Origin of the sequence: Nocardioides sp. NPDC057767 (genome assembly GCF_042798275.1) — a bacterium.
Classification (GTDB): Bacteria; Actinomycetota; Actinomycetes; order Propionibacteriales; family Nocardioidaceae; genus Nocardioides.
On record NZ_JBHVKJ010000010.1, the window covers coordinates 41,471 to 61,721 of the forward strand.

Sequence of the window (20,251 nt, forward strand, 5' to 3'; positions counted from 1 at the left end):
TCTCGCAGGTCAGGTGGCCTGCGAGAAGTCGAACAGAGCGATCGGAGCCGAGGTCGGTTCGTCGGAGCCTCCCTCGGGCTCGACGGTGATCCCGGCCGCGCTCGCATCCGCGGCGTCGCCCTCGAGGACGAAGGTCTGGTCACTGCCGGCCGGCATCAGGCCGGCAGGGACCATGACATCGTCGTGCTGGAGCCAGAGCTCGTAGACCTTGCCGGCCGGAGCGGCGGGCATGCCGGAGGTGACCAGCACCGCCCTGTTCTCCGAGACCGAGCGAACCACCCGGGCACGGGCCTTGCCGGGTAGGTCGATGGCCACGGTCGTCGCGTCCTTGGCACCCAGCACCCGCTCAGCGGTCGTCATGGTCTGGCTGGAGTCGTCGCGGATCAGCTCGACCGCGGCGACCGTTCCGGTGCCGACGACGGCCAGCACAGCGGCCGCGGCGGCGAACGTACGCCAGCCGAACCGGTGACGGGGCGACGTGCCTGAACGCTCGGGAACGTCCTCGTGGATCGGCGGGGTCTCGGGCGGAAGCGGCCGGATCTCCTTGATGCCGGCGAGCAGCCGGTCGCGCAGCTCGGGCGGAGGCGCGGCGTCGGTCAGGCTGCCGAGCATCCAGGTGCTCTCGCGCAGGCTGGCCACCTCGTCGCGGCAGTCGGCGCAGACGGCGAGATGCTCCTCGAACCGAGCGCGCTCGATGTCGTCGACGGCGTCGACGGCGTAGGCGCCGGAGAGGGCGTGAATGTCGTGCGCGGTCATCGGCTCACTCCCATCGCGTCGCGCAAGCGGATCAGTCCGTCCCGGATACGGGTCTTTGCAGTGCCTATCGGTAGGTCAAGCATGGTGGCGACCTCGGTGTGGGTGTAACCCCCGAAGTAGGCCAGCTGTAGCGCCTCACGTTGCACTGCGGTCAGCGTTTCGAGTGCGGCGTGGACGCGGCGGGCCTCCAACGAGGCCTCCACGGTCTCGGCCGTGGTGTCGTGGGGTGGGGTCTGGGTGGTGCCGTGGTAGGCCGTGTCGTTGCGGCCGGCCGACTCCGCGGACCGGACCCGGTCGACGGCCCGGCGGTGGGCCAGGGTCAGCAGCCAGGAATGAGCGCTGCCCATGTTCTCGTCGTAACGGCTGGCCGTACGCCACACCTGGAGGAATGTCTCCTGGGTGACCTCCTCGGCCTGAGCCGGATCACGCACCACCCGCAGCACCAGTCCGTGCACACGGGCGGAGGTCGCGTCGTAGAGAGCGGCGAAGGCAGCTTCGTCGCCTCGGGCGGTGCGACGAAGCAGCCCGGCAAGTCCTGGGGACCCGGTCCCCTCCGACGACGAGTCGTCGGAGGGGACTGAGTTGAGCGATCTCATGTGTAGATCCTCGCGGATGTTCGGTTCGATGTCCCGATCAGGGCATCAGAACGGTGTCGACGACGTACACCGTGGCGTTGGCGGTCGGGATGTTGCCGCACAGAACCTTGGCGTTCTCCTTGCCCACGGTGAACTCCTCGCCCTCGCCCTCGACGGTGATCATGTCACCGGCCAGGGTCTCGTGCTCACCGGCGACCTCGTCCGGGCTGAGCTGACCGGCCACCACGTGGTGGGTGAGGACCTTGGTCAGCGTGGCCTTGTCGGCGAGAACGGCGTCGAGGTCAGCCTTCGGGATCTTCTTGAAGGCGTCGTCGGTCGGGGCGAAGACCGTCAGCGCGTCGGCGCTGTTGAGGGTGTCCACGAGCTCGGCCTCGCCGACGGCGGTCACCAGCGTCTTGAGCAGCGGGTTGGCGCTCGCAGCAGAGGCGACCGGCGCGGTCGCCATGCCGTTGAACGAGCCGGCACCGTCGGCGGGGATCAGCTTGCAGCCTTCACCGAAGGTCTGCGCCCCGGCGTCATCGGTCTCAGGCGCGGCCTCAGTGGTCTCGGAGGTCTTGGAGCCGCTGTCGCTCTCGGCGGCGGTGTCCTCGGAGCCACATGCCGAGAGGCCGAGACCCATCAGGAGGGCCAGGGTAGCGGCCGCGCCGCCGGTGCGGGTGATGGTGTTGATCTTCATGGAAGGGCCTTTCGAGGGATGGTTCTTCTTGCTGTCATGAGGGCTTCGGCACGGTGGCCAGATCGGATTTCGCCAATTTCTGATCAAGTGACCGTGACGACGATTTCCTGGATCCCGCTGGACCCGTCGGGGAACGGGGTGGCCCGCTCATCGCTCTGCACGTTGCCGTCGCGATCGGTCACCCGGACGGCCAGCTGGTGGCTCCCGGGCTCGGCGTCCCAGGGCATGAACCACTGGCGCCAGTAGTCGATCCCGGCGTCCGGACCGAGCTCGGCCGGCTGCCAACGGCCGCCGTCGATGCGTACGTCGACCTTGGCGACACCGTGGTGCTGGGCCCAGGCGACGCCACCGATCACGGTGCGGCCGGCCTCGAAGTTGCTCAGTGGCCGGGGCGTGTCGATCCGGCTGGAGAGCTTGATCGGGGCATCGATGGCCCAGTCCCGGTCCGTCCAGTAGGCCGTCGCCTCGTCATAGCGGGTCAGGGTGAGCTTGGTGACCCACTTGGTGGCACCGACGTACCCGTAGAGGCCGGGCACCACCAGCCTGGCCGGGAAGCCGTGGCTGCGAGGGAGGACCTCGCCGTTCATGCCGAGGGCGACCATCGCGTTGCGGCCGTCCATCACGGCCTCGAGCGGGGTGCTGATCGTGAAGCCCTCGACGTCGGTCGAGAGGATCTGGTCGGCGCGGCTGCCGACACCGGCCTCCTCGAGCAGCTCCTTGAGAGGTACGCCGGTCCAGCGCGCCGCGCCGACGAGCTTGCCGCCGACCTCGTTGGAGACGCAGGTCAGGGTGATGTCGTACTCGACGTTCTCCCGCGCGCGCAGGTCGTCGTAGCTGAAGGTGAGCTCGCGGTCGACGTCGCCGTCGATGGTCAGCGACCAGCTGTTCTGGTCGACGATCGGGACGGCCAGCTTGGTGTCGACCCGGTAGAAGTCGCGGTTGCGGGTGATGAACCGGGAGATCCCCTTGTGGGTCTCCTCCAGACCTGCCGGGAGCGCCGGCAACGGCTTGCGGACCCGCGGCAGCATGATGTCGGCGAGCGCCGTACGGCCCCGCACGATCATCTGCCCGCCGGTCGCGGCCGCGGCGGAGAGAAGGGCGAGGGCGCCGAACCCGATCAGGACGCTGCGGCGGGTGGCCGCGCCTTCGTCCGGGGCGTCCTGCCGGTGAGCCGGGGTGCGCTCAGCTGTCAGGGCGCGGGTCAGCAGCACCAGCAGGCCTGGGCCGAGGACGAGCGCCACCAGCGTCGGCACGAGGTTGGCGATCTCGAAGAGGGGCTGGCGGACCACGGCGGCGCCGGCGAGCAGGACGAGGCCCGCCATGAGGCCGACTCCGAGTTTCAGGCGTCGACGGGCGACGACGCCGATCACGGCGGCGAACGCGATCGTGACCAGCAGCACGCTGCCGATCAGGATCGGCTTGTCGGCGCTGCCGAGCTCACGCACCGCCCATTCCTTGACGGGGGTGGGCGTGGCGTCGATGACGGCGGTGCTGACCGCGAGCGCGGGGGAGGAGGCTGGTGTTAGCAGGGCAGCCGTGAGGTGCGCGACGGACATTCCGACCGCTCCGGCGAGCACACCGGCGGCGGCATGGGCGAGGGTATGACGATCCAGGTGTCTCATAGCGGGGATTCGCGCCCGCCCCCGAATCGGATTTGATGCCCGCCGAGACGATCAGTCCGAGTCGCGCATCTTGGCGAGCCTGGCCCGCAGGCCGGGCGCCCGGTGCGCGTTGGCACGCAGCTCGACGTACGTGTCGCCGTAGACCCAGAGCAGGGCGTCGTCGAGCCGCCGCACGGCGCCCGGCGGGTAGCGGTAGTCCATCCGCGCCATCAGGGTGTCCTCGTCCACCGAGCGCAACGCGTCGCCGAGCTCGGTCAGCGAGGTGATCCCCAGCTCGAGGATGACGCCGGAGATCCAGCCGTAGTGGTCGGTGCGCGACCAGCCGGCGTCGGCGTACTGCCCGGCGAGGAACGCCGCCAGCTCTCGCGGGCTGATCCGCGGGTCGTCGTCGACGGCCTCGGTGCTGGCGCCGGTCACGCCCTGCCGCAGCCGGTCCCTGATCGTGGAGAACTCGCGGTCGGCGAGCTCGAGCAGGCCCGCGGCGAGCGTGAACCGGCGGTCGAAGTCGGGCACGTGCTCGCTGGGGATGGTGCCCTTGTAGCGGATGTCGTGCTCGAACTCGGCCCAGGCGTGCTGCAGCACGGTGCGGATCTGGATCTGTGCCTGGCGGCCCCGCAACAGTTCGTACGCCGCCTGGCCCTCGCGAGCGGGGTCGAGACTGACCAGCAGGTGACGGCTGGCGTACCCGAACCGGCCCTCGCTCGCGGTCTCCTCGCCCATGTCGCGGTCGTCCAGCACCACCACCTGGTCGTCGAGGAGCTCGGCGACGGCCTGGACGTCGCTGTGGACGTACGTGATCACCCGCAGCCCGATCTGATCGGTGATCTCGCGGAGCGGGTCGGCGTAGACCGGCCGTCCGTCGACGGTGCGAGCCGCCTTGGCCGCGAACGACGCGACCGACTTCGCGCGACAGGTCACGGTGAGGTAGTTGATGCCCGCCTCGTCGAGGATCGAGGTCACCAGCCGTACGTACTGGTCGGCCGCCTCCTGCAGCATCGGCTGGATCGCGGCGTACTCGCGGACCGCGGTCCCGGGGTCGTGGACCTTCGACTCGGCCTGCCCACGCGGGGTGGGGCGGAGATCGTCGGGCAGCGTCGGCGTGACGATGTAGCCGGTGGCGAAGTCGCCGTACGTCGTGGTCCGGTCCGGTGCCCGGGTCGCGAACAGGCCGATGTAGGCGCACAGCACCGCGTCGACCTGGTCCTCGACCGCGCGCAGCTCGCTCTTGCGTACGGCGTTCTCGGCGGCGGTCCGAAGCGCCAGCCAGGACGGGTCGTCGAGCCGCAGCGGCGGCTCGGAGCTCTGGAGACCCTCGAGCAGGCCGAGCAGCACGAGCAGCTCGGCCCGGAGCTGGTCGACCTCACGCCCCGACTTGTGCTTGTACTTCAGCGTCCGGCCCAGGCGGAACAGGGCGACCGTCGCGGGATGCGGGTAGACCTCGATCGCCCGGCGGCGCCGACCGGACCGCGGGTTCATGTCGAGCCCGAGCCGGGCCGCGATCCGGGCTCCTCGAGGCTGCTCGCCGAACTCCGGCTTGCTGGTGTTGGTGGGATGCGCGCCCGCGTCGAAGCGAGCGAAGTCCTTGTTGAGCGCCGCCTCGGCCGGCCGGTTCCCGGTGGGGTTGGTGACGATCAGGGGAGCATCGATCGCGACCAGGCAGTCGCTGCCGACGTACGGCTCCAGGGCGGCAACGATCTCGTCGTCGGTCTTCGCGGCCGAGACGTGGACGAGCCGGCCCTCCTCGTCCAGGACGGCCAGGCCCGTCGGCCTGCGAACGCCCCAGGCGAGGTCGACTCCGATGAAGTACATGGGGCCAGCCTGCCCGCCCGTGCTGCGCGGGTCTAACACCGAGGTGCGTCAGCGGGTCGCCTGGACGATCGTGATCGGCCCGAACCGGTGCTCGATGTGGTCGATCTCGCGGGCGTCGGTGAAGCCGGCGTCGGTGAGCAGGCTGACGATCCCCGCCACCGGTGGTCGAGCCTGTCGAGACCTCCCGTGCCGGTGGCCGTGCTCGTGCTCGTGCTCGTGACCCGGCCCATGATCCGGCGCCCCGAAGTCGACGATGGTGACCCGCCCGCCGGGCTTGAGCACCCGGTACGCCTCGCGCCCGAACCCTTCGCGTCCGGCCTCGTCGACGTGGTGGAGCGCGAGCGAGGAGACGACGTGGTCGACGCTGCCGTCCTTCGGCAGCAACCGGTCGGCGTACCCCTGCACCAGCGAGAGACGTACGCCCCGCCGACCCGCCTTCCGGGCCGCCAGCCGCAGCGCGCTCGCATCGGGGTCGTGCCCGGTGACGACGGCTCCGGGGACGGCGCGGAGCACCGCGAAGGAGAGGTTGCCGGTGCCGCAGCCGACGTCGAGCACGGTCTGGCCGGCTTGGATGCCGGCGAGCTCGACCGTCCGCTCGTGGAGCGGCCGCACGCGGGCGAACCGGGTGAAGAGGTCGTAGAGGGGGAGGAGCCAGGTGCGGCCCATGCCGGGGAGGAACTCGCGGCCGCGATCGCTCTCGGCGCGGCCGTCGATGATCTGTATGGTGGTCATGATTCCACGATGGGACATTCTGCGGATCTGCGGTGGGAGGGAAGTAGGTAGTGATGGGACGTTCTTCGGATTCGGCTGCGACGCTGTCGCGCTCGGTGCGTACGGTCCGGGCCGACGGCACCCCGATCTACCGTTGGGAGCAGCGCCCCGGCATGCCCGCGGTGAGGGTCGTTCCCTTCGATCCCGACTGCGACACCGAGCACCTACCTCCCGACAACCGGCACGCCCACGACTTCTGGGTGCTGGCCTACGTCGAGCGCGGCGGAGGCGCCGTCGGCCTCGACGGCCGGCAGGTCGCGCTGCGCGACGGCGAGGTCCACGCGGTGGCTCCCGGCGAGGTCGTCGCCGCCGAGTCGCTCGCCGAGCTCACCCACGCTCGCGCCTGGTCGGTGGCCTTCACCCCCGACGCCATCCCCGCCCTCGCCTCGATCTCGCCGCTCACCTGGACCCACCACCCGCTGCTCGCCCTCTTCGCCGCCGACGGTCGCCGCGCGCTCGTACCGGAAGCCGAGCGCCCCCGCTGGGAGGCCATGTTGGCTGATCTGGCCGAGGAGCTACGCCACCCCGACCGCCTCGGCGCCCACGACGCCGTCACCGCGACCCTCACGAACCTCCTGGTGGCGTCGGCTCGGCTGGCCCCGAGCGCCCCCATCGCCCCCGACCCGCTGGTCAGCCGCGTGTTCGACGAGATCGAGAGGACGTACGCCACCAAGGTCTCCGCCGGCGACCTCGCCCGATCCTTGGGCTACACCCCCGGCCACCTCACCACGGTCATCCGTCAACGCACCGGCCGCACCCTCCTCGACTGGCTCACCGAGCGCCGCCTCACCGAAGCCCGCCGCCTCCTCCGCGAGACCGACCTGCCCCTGTCGGTCATCTCCACCCGCACCGGCCTCACCGACCCCGGCTACCTCGTACGCCGCTTCAAGGCCCGCTACGGCACAACCCCCGACCGCTGGCGTCGGGAGGTGTGAGTCGCGTAAGGCGACTTACGCGACTTGCTTGGACGGATGCCACTCCGGCAGGAGATCGGGGGTTCGCGGGTACTTGGCATGGTCCTGCAGGAGGAGATCGCGAATGAAGTCCTTGCCCTCTTCGGACTCGTCGTAGGGCTTGCCGTAGTAGTCGAAGTCAGCCTGGAGGCGCCGCTGCGCGTCGATCGTCATGGTTGCGCGATACCAGGTGCCCGCGCCGTGGGTGTACATGGACTTTCGGAGCTTGTGTGCGTTGCGAGCTCCCGCCGCACCTAGTGAAAGGTTTTGGCTGCCCTGCGGGGTCGAGACCTCGGCGCGGACGGTCGTTGAGTTCGCCATACCCGACATGGCGATCGTGATGCTCTGCCAGTCGGCTGGAGCCGAGTCGAGGGCAACGTGCCCGATGGACTCCAGCAACTCGTTACTGGTGTCAAGCATCTGTGCCTCCTGGATCGGGCTCTTCGTTCTCGATAAATGTAGTCGCTTCAACGCCGTCGACCACGTGGGTGACGACGATGTCGGTTGGTCTACGACTGGATCCGTCGTAGTCGAGATCAATCGTCACCTCGACCGTCTTCCCCTCCTGAATCCGGTCTGACCAGAGATTCTCAAGCCGTCGGTATTGACCTTGATTCACCTTGCTGCCATGCATGGGGACCAGGTTGATCAGGTCGCCAGGGCCCTTGAAGATCCGGGCAAACAGATGCCCTGCGTGGTCGACGTTCTTGATTTTGTCCTCGAGATTGCGTTGCGCCGCGACATTGCGCGGGTGGGTGGGGTCGTACTCGCTCAGAGTCGCCTCTGCTTGCCAAACCCGACTCACCTCGTCGGTCCTGTACAAGAAGCGATCGTCGACCAGGACCGTAGATTCGGGCGGAGGTTTCGCCAGTGTCTTTCTGTGGGCCGGGTCGGTAGACGAGAGTCTGAGCGTGCGCTGCACACGTCGGTCTGATTGCGTCGCAGCCTCGCCAGATGGGACCGCACCCGCTGAGGCCGTCTCGACCTGTCGGGGCACGTACGGCACGAAGGTTGCTGCATCTGGATCAGTCCAGGACGATCCCGTCAGTGGCATGTAGGGGAGAACGAAACTGGATGGCGCCCCAGAAGACTGTGTCGGAGCCACCTCGGTCCTGTTTGATGGGCTCGCTGCGACGTCGGCCGTGACGGTGCCCATACGAGCCGCCAGTGCTGCCCTCAAGGGTGCGAAGGCGCCATTCAGGACGGGCCCCACGGTGTAGGCCTGCGGCCGGACCAGCTTCCAAGCAACGTACGTCAGCACACCGATGAGGCCGAGCTTGAGGACGAACCAGAGGGCGTCGGTCGCAAGAATGGCAGCGAAGAATCGCAGCAGCAGAAGCCCCACGAGGAAGCAGATCGGGCCCATCACCAGCGGCCCGGCGACGCGCTTGAGCATCGCGACCGCCGCATCGCGGGTGCGATCGATCATGAACAGCACACCCAGCGCCGGGGAGAAGGGGACGAGAAGCCGCACTAGGGCGTACGCAAGCAGCGTGGCGAGAGCGGCCAGAAGCAGGAAACCGCAGGTCACCAGGATCATGGCGAGGTTTACGAGCGATGTCGTGACTCGCTGCGACCAGTGACCGCCCTTGAAGTGGTCGTACGCCAGCGCATCGGTCTCCTTGATCTGCTCGGCGTACGTCTTGAAGTCGTCGGCCTTCTTCTCGACGATCTTCGCGCCAGCACCCTCGGGATCGTCGCGGTAGGTCTCGTACTCCTCCCAGGAGAAGTGCGTAGCCGCGAAGACCTTCGGCCCGTACTCCTTGGCGGTCGCCGAGTCGGGATTGCCGAAGACTCCGGTGGTCCACGTGCGGTACTGCGTCGTTCGGACGATGTGATCGAACTGGATGTCCACCGCGACGACCGCCGACTCGTCGCCGAGGTCTCTTGCGTCTTCCGGGAGAGCCTTGTCGTCGTTGAACGACGTGGCGATCAACTCGGTCGCTCCTCGCACGCCGTCATCGACGAGGTGGACAGCCTCCAACGGGTAGTTCATCAACCAGGACGAGAGGCCAAGTACGAGGAGCGCCCAGGCCGCTGCGGTGGCTGAGTCTGCGAATCGACCGGCTCGCGAACGCAAGATGATGATCACGACGACGAGAAGTAGGACGATCGGTAGCCATGGTGACCACACTCCCTGCGCGGTCGCAGTCGTGGCCTCCACGACGGGTTCTTCGAGTGCGATGAGCCATGAGCTGGGGGACAGCACCGAGTGGAGCAGGGCGTGGGACCAGTTCGGCAGCAGGCCGGCGAGTTCGAGCAATATGTTGCTGAGCGCCGTCCCGGCTTCGGCCACGAACTGCCCGGTGCAGCCGTTGTCGTAGGTGAACCATTGCGGTGAAGTCCCGTAGACCGACTCGATCGACGCCGGGTGCTGGTCGGCAAACGGATCTGCTGATCGCCCCGCTCGGTCGATGTCGAGCTTTACGACGAACGATCCGAATCCGTGAGGTGAAGCCGGAATCGGCGCATCGAGGTTGTTGCACGCGTCCTCGCCCGGGATCGGCAACGGGTCGAACGGCACGTCGATCGCTGCGGCCGGGAGCGCGGTGAGCAACGCGAGCAGGAGAGTCGCCGAGGCCAGCAGACGGCCAAACGCCCGCCTGCCTGCCAGATCCCTCAATGCCGCCCGAGCAGCCTTCACGTGAGTGTTCTACCCGCGACCACCGACATCTAAACCGAATCAAGCAAAGAAATCTCCCACGCTGGCAGAGCGCACAACCTGGGCGCAGCCGGTTCGTTGGCCCGTGCTGCATCGCTAGGCCTCAAGGCCTAGCTTGCGGCCACCGAGGCCGCGGTGAAGAAGTCGGTTGGCATGGCGTGATCCAGGCGCCAGGTGATCGCGATGGGGCGATCACCCGTGTGGGAGACATAGGTGGCCGGGCCAAGGAAGAGATAGGGCGACGTGCCGAAAACCCCGTCGGCCTGCTCACGTGCGAAGAGCAGCACGCTGCTTGCGCCGGTCAGATAGCGTTGTCCAGTCTTGCTCGTCACCGAGGTAGTGGACTGCGTCTCCCAGTGGAACAGCGTCGGGCTGATCGGATAGTCCCGATACATCGTGGTGGGGGAGAAGTCGGCTTCCGACTTCTTGAGGTTGATGAAGAACGCATCCACGTTGAGCTCTGGGATGTGCTTGACGCCTTCGCGCATGGAGTTCGGCTTCCGGTCGAGGCTTGCATATCCCAGTGCCGCCAGGATCTCTTCGCGCTGATAGCGCGCGTGGACCATGAGCGGCACCTCGGAAAGCGAACCGGAAAGGTTAGACAGGCTGTGACGTGCGGAATCGAAGGCGAGGTCAACCACAGCCTTGATCTCGGACCGTGTCGCCTGCTCTGACCGGAGGGCAGCGAATCCGGCATTGATTGAATCGAATCCGCCGCCATCGGGCCAGAGCGAGAAGAAGAGCATGTCGGCCAACCGCCGCTCGTCGGAGGAAAGCGATGAATACGACGGTGCGTCGTCTGCGAGCATCCGAGAGAACGTAGTCGCGCGAAGCGGATCATCTACGTGGGAAAACGCGCGTACGCGACGCAGCAGTCTCGACTCGGCGGAGGTGCCCTCCGGGACGGGCAGGCCAGCCAAGCGGCGCAGCTCCGTCCACGAGTGCTGGCCCTTTCGAAGAACGTCGGGCAATTCCATCCCCGACTCGTTGAGGTACTCGGAAAGGGCAAGGTCGCCGTATGAGCGCAGTTCCTGAACCATCGAGGGCCAGCGGTTCGAGATCTGCGACTTGAGATTGTCGACGATCATCGTCTGTGCCTCGCGGTCCATGACGATCTGGCAACCGGCGGGCAGGAACGGGAAGCCGCGTTCGACCTCGCGGCGGAGAGCAGCTCTGGTCAGCCCGGTCATGGCTCGAAGCTTTCGATCCCAGGAGAACTGCTTGTTCTGATGGCCGACGAAGTCGAGAACTGTGAGAACGGCTTTGTCGCGGGTGCGCCGCAGGCCACGACCAAGCTGCTGCAGAAAGACTGTGGCTGAGTCAGTGGGCCGGAGGAACAGGACGGTGTCTACGTCAGGGATGTCGAGGCCCTCGTTGAAGACGTCGACGGAGAACAACACGTTGAGTCGTCGCTCGCGCAGTGCGGCGATGGAATCACGGCGTACGGCGGAGGCAGTGGTGCCGGTGACGACTCCGGCAGGGATCCCAGCCTCGTTGAAGACCTTCGCCATGTAGTTGGCATGCGCCACGTCGACACAGAAGCCGAGGGCACGCATCTGCGACACGTCGGGCATCTTGTCGCGGAGCTCGTTGAGGATGATCCGGGCGCGAGCATCGTTACCGGTGTATAGCGAGGAGAGTGCTGTGTCGTCGTACTTTCCGCGCACCCACTTCACGGTCCGGAGGTCGGTGTTGTCGGATACAGCGAAGTAGTGGAAGGGACAGAGGAGGTCTGCGCCGAGTGCGTCCCACAGCCGGAGCTGGGTGGCGATGCGATTGTCGAAGAATGACGCGACGTTGACCCCGTCCGCGCGTTCGGGCGTCGCGGTTAGACCGACCAGCTCCGTGGGCCTTAGGTGGTCAATGAGCTCGCGATACGACCTTGCCTCAGCATGATGAAACTCGTCGATGACGACGACGTCGTAGGTGCTCGGTGGGATCTGAGAGACGCCGTACGACTTCAGTGACTGCACGCTGGCGAAGACATGCTCCCAACGCTCCGGGCGAGCTCCGTCGACGTACAGCTCGCCGAAGGTCGCGTCGGAGAGGACCTCGCGGTAGGTCCGCAGTGACTGCTGCAAGATCTCCTTGCGATGCGCCACGAACAGGAGCTTTGGACGCTTCCCCTCAGGGTTGTTCTCTGCGAATCGTCGGTAGTCGAGAGCAGCGACGACGGTCTTTCCGGTCCCCGTCGCAGCGACCACGAGATTGCGATGCCGGTCGTGCAGCGTACGCTCCGCGTCGAGGTCGTCGAGCATCTTCTGCTGGTATGGATACGGCCTGACCTCAAGGCCCGAGAGCGAGATCGTGACTCGATCTCCACGGCTCCGGCCGGATGCCTCGGCCAACGCATCGTCCAGCCGATCCCGGTCTCGCTCGGGGTCGTACAACTCGAAGTCGCCGTGGTTCCAGTAGGTATCGAACGTGGCGGTGAACTTGTCGAACAGAGAGGGCGTGCCCTTGCGAGACAGGCGTACGTTCCACTCCACGCCCTCGACCATGGCCGTCCGGGTGAGGTTGGAGGACCCCACATACGCGGTGTCGAACTCGGTATTGCGGCGGAACATCCAGGCCTTGGCGTGCAGACGAGTGCGCTGAGCGTCGTACTGAACCTTCACCTGCGCACCGAAGTCCCGAACCAGTCGGTCGAGCGCTTCGCGTTCGGTGGACCCGGTGTACGTGGTGGTGATGACCCGAAGGCGCGCGCCGCGGTCGCGGAGTCGTTTCAGCTCGGGCTCCACGAGGCGAAGGCCGTACCAGCGTACGAACGCGCAAAGCAGGTCGACTTCGTCGGCCGTGTCGATCTCGGCGCGGAGTTCGGCGGCGAGGCTGGGCTCCTCCTTGGAGTTCGTCAGCAGCGCTGCCTCAGTGAGCGGCGTCTTCGGGCGGGTGTTGAGGTAGGTGACAGTGCCTGGGCCCTGCTGACTGCTGATCCGGCGGAGCTCGGTCGGGGGAGCGACGATGTGGTCCGTATCGCAAGTCTCCAGTTGGGTAATGAGCTCGTTGGCAGCCTTCACCCGCAACTCGGGATCCTTCACAGCCTCAAGGCTGCGTACGGCTGCCTGATAGACATGGCGCGCAAGCACATGCGGCTGGTCGGCCTGGTCCACGTGGACGGTCTCGACGTCGCGATCGGCTACTCGTCTGAGCTGGTCTTGAAGGTCGTTGGTGATGAGCAGTTCGTAGAGGCCGTCATGCGATCCGAGGTCTGACACCTGTCCAGCTTCTCTAACGGTGTCGCTGGATGGTCGGAATTTCGCAAATCCCCTCCTCAAATGTGGGGAGTACCTCTCTCAGTCACCTCTACGAGACGCGTCAAGCGCGCTCCATCACGTGCGGTGGTGATCCCGCATGAGCTGGTCGTTTGGGTGAGCGCTACGCGGTAGCTCGAACGCGGCGATCTAGTGAGCGGTCCGGCGACCGTGCGCGATCCACACGCCGACGAGGATGCCCAGCAGGTAGCCGATACCTGCGCCGATGAGGAGCGCCGTGCTCATCGGGAGAGTGGCCTTCGGGACGTCATGGTTCCATTGGCGCTCGTGATCGAGTCGTGGTCGATCTGCGTCGGAAGGTATCCACCGAATCGGGGATGCGGGGATCGCCACCTGTTGCCGTTTGGCGTGGGCTTGACGTGATCATGTGGCTGGATCCGTCGGCGCGAGCGGGTTTCGCGGAGTGTCATCGTCTAGTAAAAGGCCCGATTGCCGATCGGCTCGGGGTGCGTCGGGAGGTTTACGTTGGCCGTCAGTGAGAGCGGACTCCTTCGGCTGGCGGAGCAGCTGAAGGAGAAGGTCGGCAGCAGATTCCTGCTCGGGATCGTCGGGCCGCCGGGGGCGGGGAAGTCGACGTTGGCGGAGCGGCTGCGGGACGTACTCAACGAGGACGGACCCGTCGCGGTGGTGGCGCCGATGGACGGGTTCCACCGGAGCAACGCGGAGCTGGACGCGATGGGGGCGAGGGGGCGGAAGGGGGAGCCGGACACTTTCGATGGTGAGGGATATGTGGCGGCGTTGCGACAGGTCCGAGCGGGACAGCAACGGGTCGAGTGGCCGACGTTCAGCCGGGTGACCGACGAGCCGATCCCGGGTGGGGTGGTCATCGAGGATGAGCCGATCGTGATCACCGAGGGCAACTACCTGCTGCTGGAGGAGGGGCCGTGGCGGGACGTACGTGGTCTGCTGGACGAGGCCTGGTTCGTCGATGTTCCGGATGAGGTTCTGGTGCCGAGGCTGCTCGAGCGGTTCCTCGCCGGCGGGAGGTCGCGGGAGGAGGCGGAGGCGAAGATCGCTGCGAGCGACCTGCGCAACGCCGCACTAGTGCGGGCGACCCGGGATCGGGCGGATCTCGTCCTCGATGGCTTCGTGTCGGGCTAAGGTCTGACGGCCTTGACCGTTATCCCCGGGAGTGCGTGAACGATGAGCGATGCCCGGCAGCGGCGTCGTCAGAAGCGGCGACGGAAGTTGAAGAAAAGGTCCTCCCAGAGGGTTGTGCGTCAGGTTCGCAGACCTAAGGCACGCCGATCAATGCCTGAGGTGTGGGAGCGCTGGCCCGATTGGCTGCGCTATCCACTGGGCGGCGCAGTCCTGATCGGGGGCTTGGTACTTCTCTTCCCCGCCGGCGAATGGCTCGATGTCCAGGGCGACGCGAAGGAACGAGCCGAAGTCGTAGGAGTGGATGCACATCCCGGAACTGACGACTGCCATTCGCGCGGGAGCGATGCGACCAGACCCAACCTCGCCGTCACCTGGCGTTCCCTGAACCCTCCGGAGGGCATGGACGAAACCTTCGTACAGATCGAAGGGTGCTCCGTCCCTGACGTCGGTGAATTCCACACCGTCTATCGCATCGGAGGTGAGCCGGGGAACGTGTTGGTGCTTGTGGATCCGGCGGACTCGATCAGTGACGTTCTCCAGATGGCAGGAGGCGGGGCAGGTGCCGGCATTGTCTTCGGGATCATCTACTTCGGCATCGACCGGGCCCGAGACCGATTCGCCAACTGGCGCGCACCGCATCCGAATCGCTGGTAGATCAAGCGCTGAAAGGCACACCACATCAGCCCTCAGAGACGGCGCAGTCGACCAGGAACGACATCAGCTCGGTGGCGTCGTCGGTGGTGACAAGAGTGTCGAGGGCGTGGTCGAGCTCGAGGCGTCGGACGTGGGGGACGGTGATGGGGTCGAAGCCGTTCGAGATCAGGATGCCGGTCATCATCAGCAAGGCGGTGCGCCTGTTGCCGGCGGTGTAGAACCGGGTCCGGGCGGCGGAGCAGAAGTAGATCAGTGCCTGGAGCCGGGGGTCGCCGGTCTCGGCGACACGCTCCCGCAGCCCCGCGAAGCGCGTCCGGAGCAGCTCGCTGCCACCGCGGCGCAGGGTGCCCTCGCCGCGGAACCTCCCGGCGTCAGGCGACTCGTGGCGGGCGAGGATGCGGTTGAGGCGGTCGGACGTCGATTTGTCGATGTGGAACCTGCCGTAGCCGACCAGGTCGCGGAGGGTGCCGTACGCCTCGCCGAGCGCCAGCACCTGCCGCTCCTCCGCGGCCGGGTGGTCACCGACGGTGATGCCGGCGAGGAGGGTGCGGACCTCGGGAAGGGTGAAGCCGTTGCCCTCGAGCTGCGCCGCGTTCCAGACCAGCTCGGGCAGGCTCGCGCGGAACCGGCGCCAGGCCCGCTCGGTGTCGCCGGGGAGCATCCGGGAGAGGTCGACCTCGGTCCACCAGACGCCGGTGTCGCCCACCTGGGCCTCGCGGTCCGCGACCACCCGGAAGGTGTCGTCGGTGGCCGGTTTGCGGGCAGCGTACGTCTCGGGGTCCGGTGCCCAGCGGGGCTGCTTCGTCACCACGTCCGGATCTCCTCGCGGGCTCGGTCCGCGGCGTCGCCGCCGACGGAGATGGCGTCGATGGCGATCTGGATCGGGGCGGCGTAGACGATCCGGTCGCGCTCGAACGTGCCCAGGAACAGATCGGGTTCGGCGGCGGCGACGACCACGGTGGCGTCGTTGGGGGCGGACGCCGGGCGGAGGGTCCCGCCGGTGAGAAGGGGCTGAAGAGTGCTCGGGTCCTCGCACCACATCACCGAGATCCGGGGGAGAGCCTCGTCGAAGGACGGGAGGTCCAGGCCGGCCGCACCGGAGAGTGCCCACCGCTGTCCGGACGCATCGCCGGCGGAGGCGAGCCGGCCGATGGTGGCCTCCCCGCTCAGCCGGACGGCGTCCGGACGGTGCAGTACGCCGGAGGCCCGCGCGGCCTCCTCGACGATCTCGACCGGGTCGCCGTCGGCCCAGGCGTCGAGCCGGCCGGCCCACAGCTCGATGTCGGGGGCGACGTCTGCCGGATAGAGCGGATCCAGAATCGCGCGCGCACCTGCCGCGGCCGCCGGTGTCGCCAGCGGAGCGGCGCTCAGCGTCAGCCCGGCCCCGCAGGCCGTCGTGATGGTGTCGAGGGTGTCGACCGACGGGCTGACCACGCCGTTGACGATCCGGTGGACCGTCGAGGCCGACACGCCCGCTCGGACGGCCACCTGCCGAGCGCTCAGCCCCGAGTGCTCGATGCACTCCGCGACGAGCCGCCCGACGTCCTGTTCCATATATGCAACGCTAGTCCAGACTGTTGCATATATGGAACAGGCGTGCCGACGTACCGTCTTCTAAGGTGTCCGCCATGACGCGACCGATCACGCTGCTCGTCGAAGGAGAGTCCGACAAGGCTCTGGTGGAGGCGCTGGCGCCGCGGTACGGGGTGGAGCTGGTCGAGCTCGGGATCGAGGTCGTCTCGATGAACGGTGCCGGCAACGCCGGCCGGTTCATCAAGGAGACGACGGCGGCCGGCCATCGGGTCGGCGGGCTCTACGACGAGGCCGAGGAGCGCTTCGTCGCCAACGCGCTCGGTCGCCAGCTCGGCGAGGACCTCTCCGGGCAGGGGTTCTTCGCGTGCCGCCGCGATCTCGAGGACGAGATGATCCGGGCGATCGGTGCGGCGCGGATCGTCGAGATCCTCGAGGCCAACGGCGAGGGCGGCAAGTTCCGTACGCTGCAGAACCAGCCCGAGCACCGCGGCGAGGAGGTCGCCGACCAGCTGCACCGCTTCTTCGGCACCGCCTCGGGACGCAAGATCCGCTACGGGACGATCCTTGGCGAGGCCGTCGAGATCGAGGCGATCCCGGACCCGCTGGTCGGGCTGCTGACCTGGTGCTGGGGCTGAGGCCGAGCCTCCCGGGCTAGGGCTCCATGTCGTCGTGGACGACGACGCGGGAGAGCTCGATGGTGCCGTCGGGACACTTCCAGAAGTGCAGCCGGCGGGCGCTGGGCGTGTGGATCTGCATCGAGACCCGGTAGCAGACCGCGCCGTCGGAGCGTGACTGCGGCGCGGCATTGCCCCCGGCAGAGGTACGCAGCTGGTGCAGCTCGCGCCCGGTCGACTGCTCCGCGAGGCCGGTGAGCACCTCCATGACCACGTCGGCGATCTTGTCGACGGTGATGCCCTCGAGCGCCTCGACGCTGTCGAGGAACCTTTCGCCGATCGCGTAGTCGGGCAGCGGCCGGGTGGGCTGCTCGCCGACCGGGATCCGGCGGGCCCAGGCGGCCTCGACCAGGTGGCGGAAGCCGCGCTCGCGGTCGGCGAAGACGGGCAGGGCGACCTCGGGCGGCGCGGTGCGCTGCTTGGCGCGGCGCAGCTGGGAGCGCATCCGGGCCAGCTCGGCGTCGCGGGTCTCGACCTGACGCGCCGCGCGGGCGAGGTCCTTGGCGAACTGCACGCGCTCGTTGCGCAGCCCCGAGACCTGGTCGCGGAGCTCGGCCAGCTCGGCCTCGAGGTGAGCCTTCTCGGCCTTGATCGCGGTGACCTGCAGCGACATCGACTGCACCGCGGCCTTCTTCGCCGGCGCAGGCTCCTTCGCGGGCACCGGCTCGGGCGCAGGTGCGGGCGCCGGCCGGAGAGCGCGGACCGGCTCGCCCTTGCGGCGCGGCATCATCGCCGGGGTCGGGATCGCCGGCTTGGGCGGAGCCGCGGGCGCGGGCTCGGCAGCGGCGTCCGGCGTGCTCTCGGCGGGCTGAGGAGCCAGGCGCTCCGGGACGGACTCGACGTGCTCGACGATCGCCGGCGGCGGAGCGTCCGGGTCGAGCCAGGGCGGGCCACCGGCGTACAGGGAAAGGGCCTCGCGGGCGGTGTCGTGCTCGCGAACCTCGCGCAGCGACAGTCGCCACTTCGGGCCGGTGGCGACGACCCGCGCGAGCACGACCTCGCCGGGGGTGAGGAGCGCTTGGAGGTCGTCGTCGGGGTCACCGGTGACGTCGGAGCGGAAGACCTCGACGGTGACGTCGGGATGCAGGCGAAGGTCCGCGGAGCCGGCGAGGACGGAGCGCACCTGAGCGGGGACGACGTCCCCGGCGGCGTACGCCTTCAGCGCCTCCTCTGCGGTGGGCCGGCTCTCCCGGATGTCGAGCCAGCGTGACTTCTTCTCCAGGACGCCGTCGACGTGCATGCCGGGGGCGAGGACGCGCTCGATCGGCACCCCGGCCTGGGCGAGCTGCGGCGGGATCGATGCCATGTCACCGCCACCGAGGTCGACCAGGGCGCGCTCGCTCATGATCGAGCGCACCGTGCCGGCGCGGCGCTCGCGGGTGGAGGCGGTGCGGGCGCTGTCGAAGAGGCCGGCGGCCGCGGCCATGTCGAGGGCGTCGTCGATGAGCTGCCCGGTGAGCTTCTTGCCCTCGGACTTGTTCCAGGCGAACCGCAGCGGTGCCTGCTTCAGGTCGACGTTCCACCCCAGGCCGATCGGGTAGACGCGCCCGGCGCCACCGTAGACCTGCGTGCCCGGAGTCATCTTGTTGGAGAAGGCCCAGGTGTGGCCGCCGGTCGTGACCAGGTAGAGGTCGGCGAGGTCGCCGATCTCGGCGGCGATCCGCTCCACGTCGGCGTAGGGATCGGTGTGTCCGGACGCGACGGTCACCACCACGGTCGGCTTGGTGCGGGTGTCGCCGTTGAGCAACGCCGCCAGCGCCTCGGCCTCGGACGTGTTGGTCACGCGCTTGATCGCAGACATGCCCCTCCTTTCACAAAAACGTACAGCGAACGGAAAGGGGACGTACGTCAACGACCCGGCTCTTTCGTGAGGGAACTTCGACTCCTGCCGAGATGTCCGGGGTGACCGCCGTCCGATGGTTGCGGGGAAGTGTCGGTGCTGCGGTGTACGATCGCCGCGCCTGCGAGAACGACCCCTCCAACCAGCCCCTATGCCTGAATCCTCCAAGCCGGCCGTCGCCGAGATCCTGCGCCTGCGGGCTCCGTTGAGCCTGCAGGTCCTGCGCGCCGCGCTGAAGGGGAAGCGGGTGCTGCTGACCGAGGAGGAGCTGCTCGCCGTGCTCGGCTCGGGTGGTTTCGTCGAGGGGCCTCCGGGGCAGTGGAGCCTGGCGCCCGCCTCGACCCCGGCGCCCGCGCCGGCTCGGTTCAACCAGGCATCGCTGGCTTCGCGTGCGGGAGTGGAGGGTGACGTACTCCTGAAGGTGCTGGAGGCGCTGGTGACCGACCACCCCGAGGTCAACTGGGGTGCGCTGCGCGACCGGCTCGAGTCGGGTGCCGACGTCGCGGTCTCCGACCGCACCCTCGGCCTCCTGGAGGAGGGCGTACGCCGCTTCGAGGTCGCCCGGCTGCGGGCCGAGAAGCAGGCCGCCGAGGAGCGTGCCCGAGAGGCTGAGCGCCGCCGGGAGCTGCAGCAGCTGGCCGAGAGCGAGGTCGCGATGCTGCGCGCCGAGCTCGACGACGAGCGCCGGCGCGCGCACGACGCGGCGCTCGAGCGGGACCGGCTGCGCCAGGAGGCCGAGAAGCTGATGGCGCTCAAGGAGCAGGAGACCGCCTCCTGGGTGGCCACCGCCGCCGGCGGCTGGATGCTCGACCTCGGCGCCCCGGAGACCTTCGGCGAGGAGAAGCTCCGCCAGGCGCTCGGCCAGCTCGAGTCGGCACTGGTGGTGCTCAACGTGCCGGTCTCCGGCCGGGAGATCGAGGCCGTCGTGGTGCACCCCGGCGGGATCGCCGTGGTGGAGCAGTACGACATCCCCTCGACCGCCGGTGTGGTCTCGGTGCCCGCCGACGGGGTGGCGTCGGTCGACGATCGTCCGCTGGAGGTCAGCGATCCGCGCGGCGAGGTGCTCGGTGCCGTACGTGTCCTGCAGAAGGCCGCCTCGCTCGACCTCGCCTACCTGCCGGTCGTCGCCTTCCAGGGGCCGGCCGACGCCGAGGGTGAGGACGTGCTGGTCTGCCTCACCGCCGAGGTCGATCTCGCCGTCGACGACATGCTCCACTCCCAGTCGTCCCGGGTCTCGGCCGACGACGCGGTCGCCCTGCTGGCGAAGCTCGGGGTTCCCGAGCTTCCCCAGCCACCCTCCGGGTTCTGACCTTCCGCCGAGACGTCAGTTAC

Annotated in this window: 17 protein-coding genes; 5 read left to right on the forward strand and 12 right to left on the reverse strand. The window is 68.2% G+C overall.

Annotation, left to right across the window (positions count from 1 at the left end; genetic code table 11):
* Positions 1-9: 9 nt before the first annotated feature.
* The 6 genes from ACFVDI_RS07370 to ACFVDI_RS07395 form a co-directional block, all read right to left on the reverse strand.
* On the reverse strand, positions 10-756 hold the full coding sequence (locus tag ACFVDI_RS07370; RefSeq protein WP_378902265.1) for an anti-sigma factor domain-containing protein: 747 nt from the start codon (positions 754-756) through the stop codon (positions 10-12).
* Complete coding sequence (sigK, locus tag ACFVDI_RS07375) at positions 753-1,352, reverse strand: ECF RNA polymerase sigma factor SigK (protein WP_378902268.1); 600 nt, start codon at positions 1,350-1,352, stop codon at positions 753-755. The genes ACFVDI_RS07370 and sigK overlap by 4 nt, the downstream gene beginning before the upstream one ends.
* A gap of 37 nt (positions 1,353-1,389) precedes the next feature.
* Positions 1,390-2,028, reverse strand: a complete 639-nt coding sequence (locus ACFVDI_RS07380; RefSeq protein ID WP_378902271.1) for a fasciclin domain-containing protein — start codon at positions 2,026-2,028, stop codon at positions 1,390-1,392.
* Positions 2,029-2,111: 83 nt separating this feature from the next.
* Positions 2,112-3,650, reverse strand: a complete 1,539-nt coding sequence (locus ACFVDI_RS07385; protein ID WP_378902273.1) for a molybdopterin-dependent oxidoreductase — start codon at positions 3,648-3,650, stop codon at positions 2,112-2,114.
* A 51-nt stretch (positions 3,651-3,701) separates the two neighbouring features.
* Entirely contained in the window at positions 3,702-5,459 is a 1,758-nt protein-coding gene (locus ACFVDI_RS07390; RefSeq protein WP_378902276.1) for a DUF429 domain-containing protein, read from the reverse strand.
* 48 nt (positions 5,460-5,507) lie between these two features.
* On the reverse strand, positions 5,508-6,191 hold the full coding sequence (locus ACFVDI_RS07395) for a class I SAM-dependent methyltransferase (protein ID WP_378902279.1): 684 nt from the start codon (positions 6,189-6,191) through the stop codon (positions 5,508-5,510).
* 53 nt (positions 6,192-6,244) lie between these two features.
* Between ACFVDI_RS07395 and ACFVDI_RS07400 the strand changes: the two genes are divergently transcribed.
* Entirely contained in the window at positions 6,245-7,165 is a 921-nt protein-coding gene (locus ACFVDI_RS07400) for an AraC family transcriptional regulator (protein ID WP_378902282.1), read from the forward strand.
* A 15-nt stretch (positions 7,166-7,180) separates the two neighbouring features.
* Here ACFVDI_RS07400 and ACFVDI_RS07405 read toward each other — a convergent pair whose 3' ends face one another.
* From ACFVDI_RS07405 to ACFVDI_RS07415, 3 genes are all read right to left on the reverse strand, one after another.
* Positions 7,181-7,603 (reverse strand): hypothetical protein, encoded by a 423-nt coding sequence (locus ACFVDI_RS07405; protein ID WP_378902285.1) that lies wholly within the window; start codon positions 7,601-7,603, stop codon positions 7,181-7,183.
* Complete coding sequence (locus ACFVDI_RS07410) at positions 7,596-9,827, reverse strand: DNA/RNA non-specific endonuclease (RefSeq protein WP_378902288.1); 2,232 nt, start codon at positions 9,825-9,827, stop codon at positions 7,596-7,598. Before ACFVDI_RS07410 ends, ACFVDI_RS07405 begins: the two co-directional genes overlap by 8 nt.
* A gap of 128 nt (positions 9,828-9,955) precedes the next feature.
* The gene (locus ACFVDI_RS07415) at positions 9,956-13,060 is read right to left on the reverse strand and encodes a DUF3427 domain-containing protein (protein ID WP_378902291.1); all 3,105 of its coding nucleotides are present in this window, start codon (positions 13,058-13,060) and stop codon (positions 9,956-9,958) included.
* A gap of 522 nt (positions 13,061-13,582) precedes the next feature.
* Between ACFVDI_RS07415 and ACFVDI_RS07420 the strand changes: the two genes are divergently transcribed.
* Together ACFVDI_RS07420 and ACFVDI_RS07425 are read left to right on the forward strand one after the other, a co-directional pair.
* The gene (locus tag ACFVDI_RS07420) at positions 13,583-14,218 is read left to right on the forward strand and encodes a nucleoside/nucleotide kinase family protein (RefSeq protein ID WP_378902294.1); all 636 of its coding nucleotides are present in this window, start codon (positions 13,583-13,585) and stop codon (positions 14,216-14,218) included.
* A 150-nt stretch (positions 14,219-14,368) separates the two neighbouring features.
* A complete protein-coding gene (locus ACFVDI_RS07425) occupies positions 14,369-14,872 on the forward strand; it encodes a hypothetical protein (protein WP_378902297.1) in 504 nt (167 codons plus the stop codon).
* Between the two features lie 25 nt (positions 14,873-14,897).
* Here ACFVDI_RS07425 and ACFVDI_RS07430 read toward each other — a convergent pair whose 3' ends face one another.
* Positions 14,898-15,680: a hypothetical protein gene (locus ACFVDI_RS07430; protein ID WP_378902300.1), complete on the reverse strand. Its 783-nt coding sequence runs from the start codon at positions 15,678-15,680 to the stop codon at positions 14,898-14,900.
* Positions 15,677-16,426 carry a helix-turn-helix domain-containing protein gene (locus ACFVDI_RS07435; protein WP_378902303.1) on the reverse strand — a complete coding sequence of 250 codons (750 nt, stop codon included), beginning with the start codon at positions 16,424-16,426 and terminating at the stop codon, positions 15,677-15,679. Before ACFVDI_RS07435 ends, ACFVDI_RS07430 begins: the two co-directional genes overlap by 4 nt.
* Positions 16,427-16,500: 74 nt before the next feature.
* Here ACFVDI_RS07435 and ACFVDI_RS07440 point away from each other — a divergent pair, with 74 nt between their 5' ends.
* Positions 16,501-17,040: a TOPRIM nucleotidyl transferase/hydrolase domain-containing protein gene (locus tag ACFVDI_RS07440; protein WP_378902306.1), complete on the forward strand. Its 540-nt coding sequence runs from the start codon at positions 16,501-16,503 to the stop codon at positions 17,038-17,040.
* 16 nt (positions 17,041-17,056) lie between these two features.
* On the opposite strand, the gene ACFVDI_RS07445 is transcribed toward ACFVDI_RS07440, so the two are convergent.
* The gene (locus ACFVDI_RS07445; RefSeq protein WP_378902309.1) at positions 17,057-18,880 is read right to left on the reverse strand and encodes a hypothetical protein; all 1,824 of its coding nucleotides are present in this window, start codon (positions 18,878-18,880) and stop codon (positions 17,057-17,059) included.
* Between the two features lie 190 nt (positions 18,881-19,070).
* Here ACFVDI_RS07445 and ACFVDI_RS07450 point away from each other — a divergent pair, with 190 nt between their 5' ends.
* Entirely contained in the window at positions 19,071-20,228 is a 1,158-nt protein-coding gene (locus ACFVDI_RS07450; protein ID WP_378902311.1) for a hypothetical protein, read from the forward strand.
* Positions 20,229-20,251: the final 23 nt, after the last annotated feature.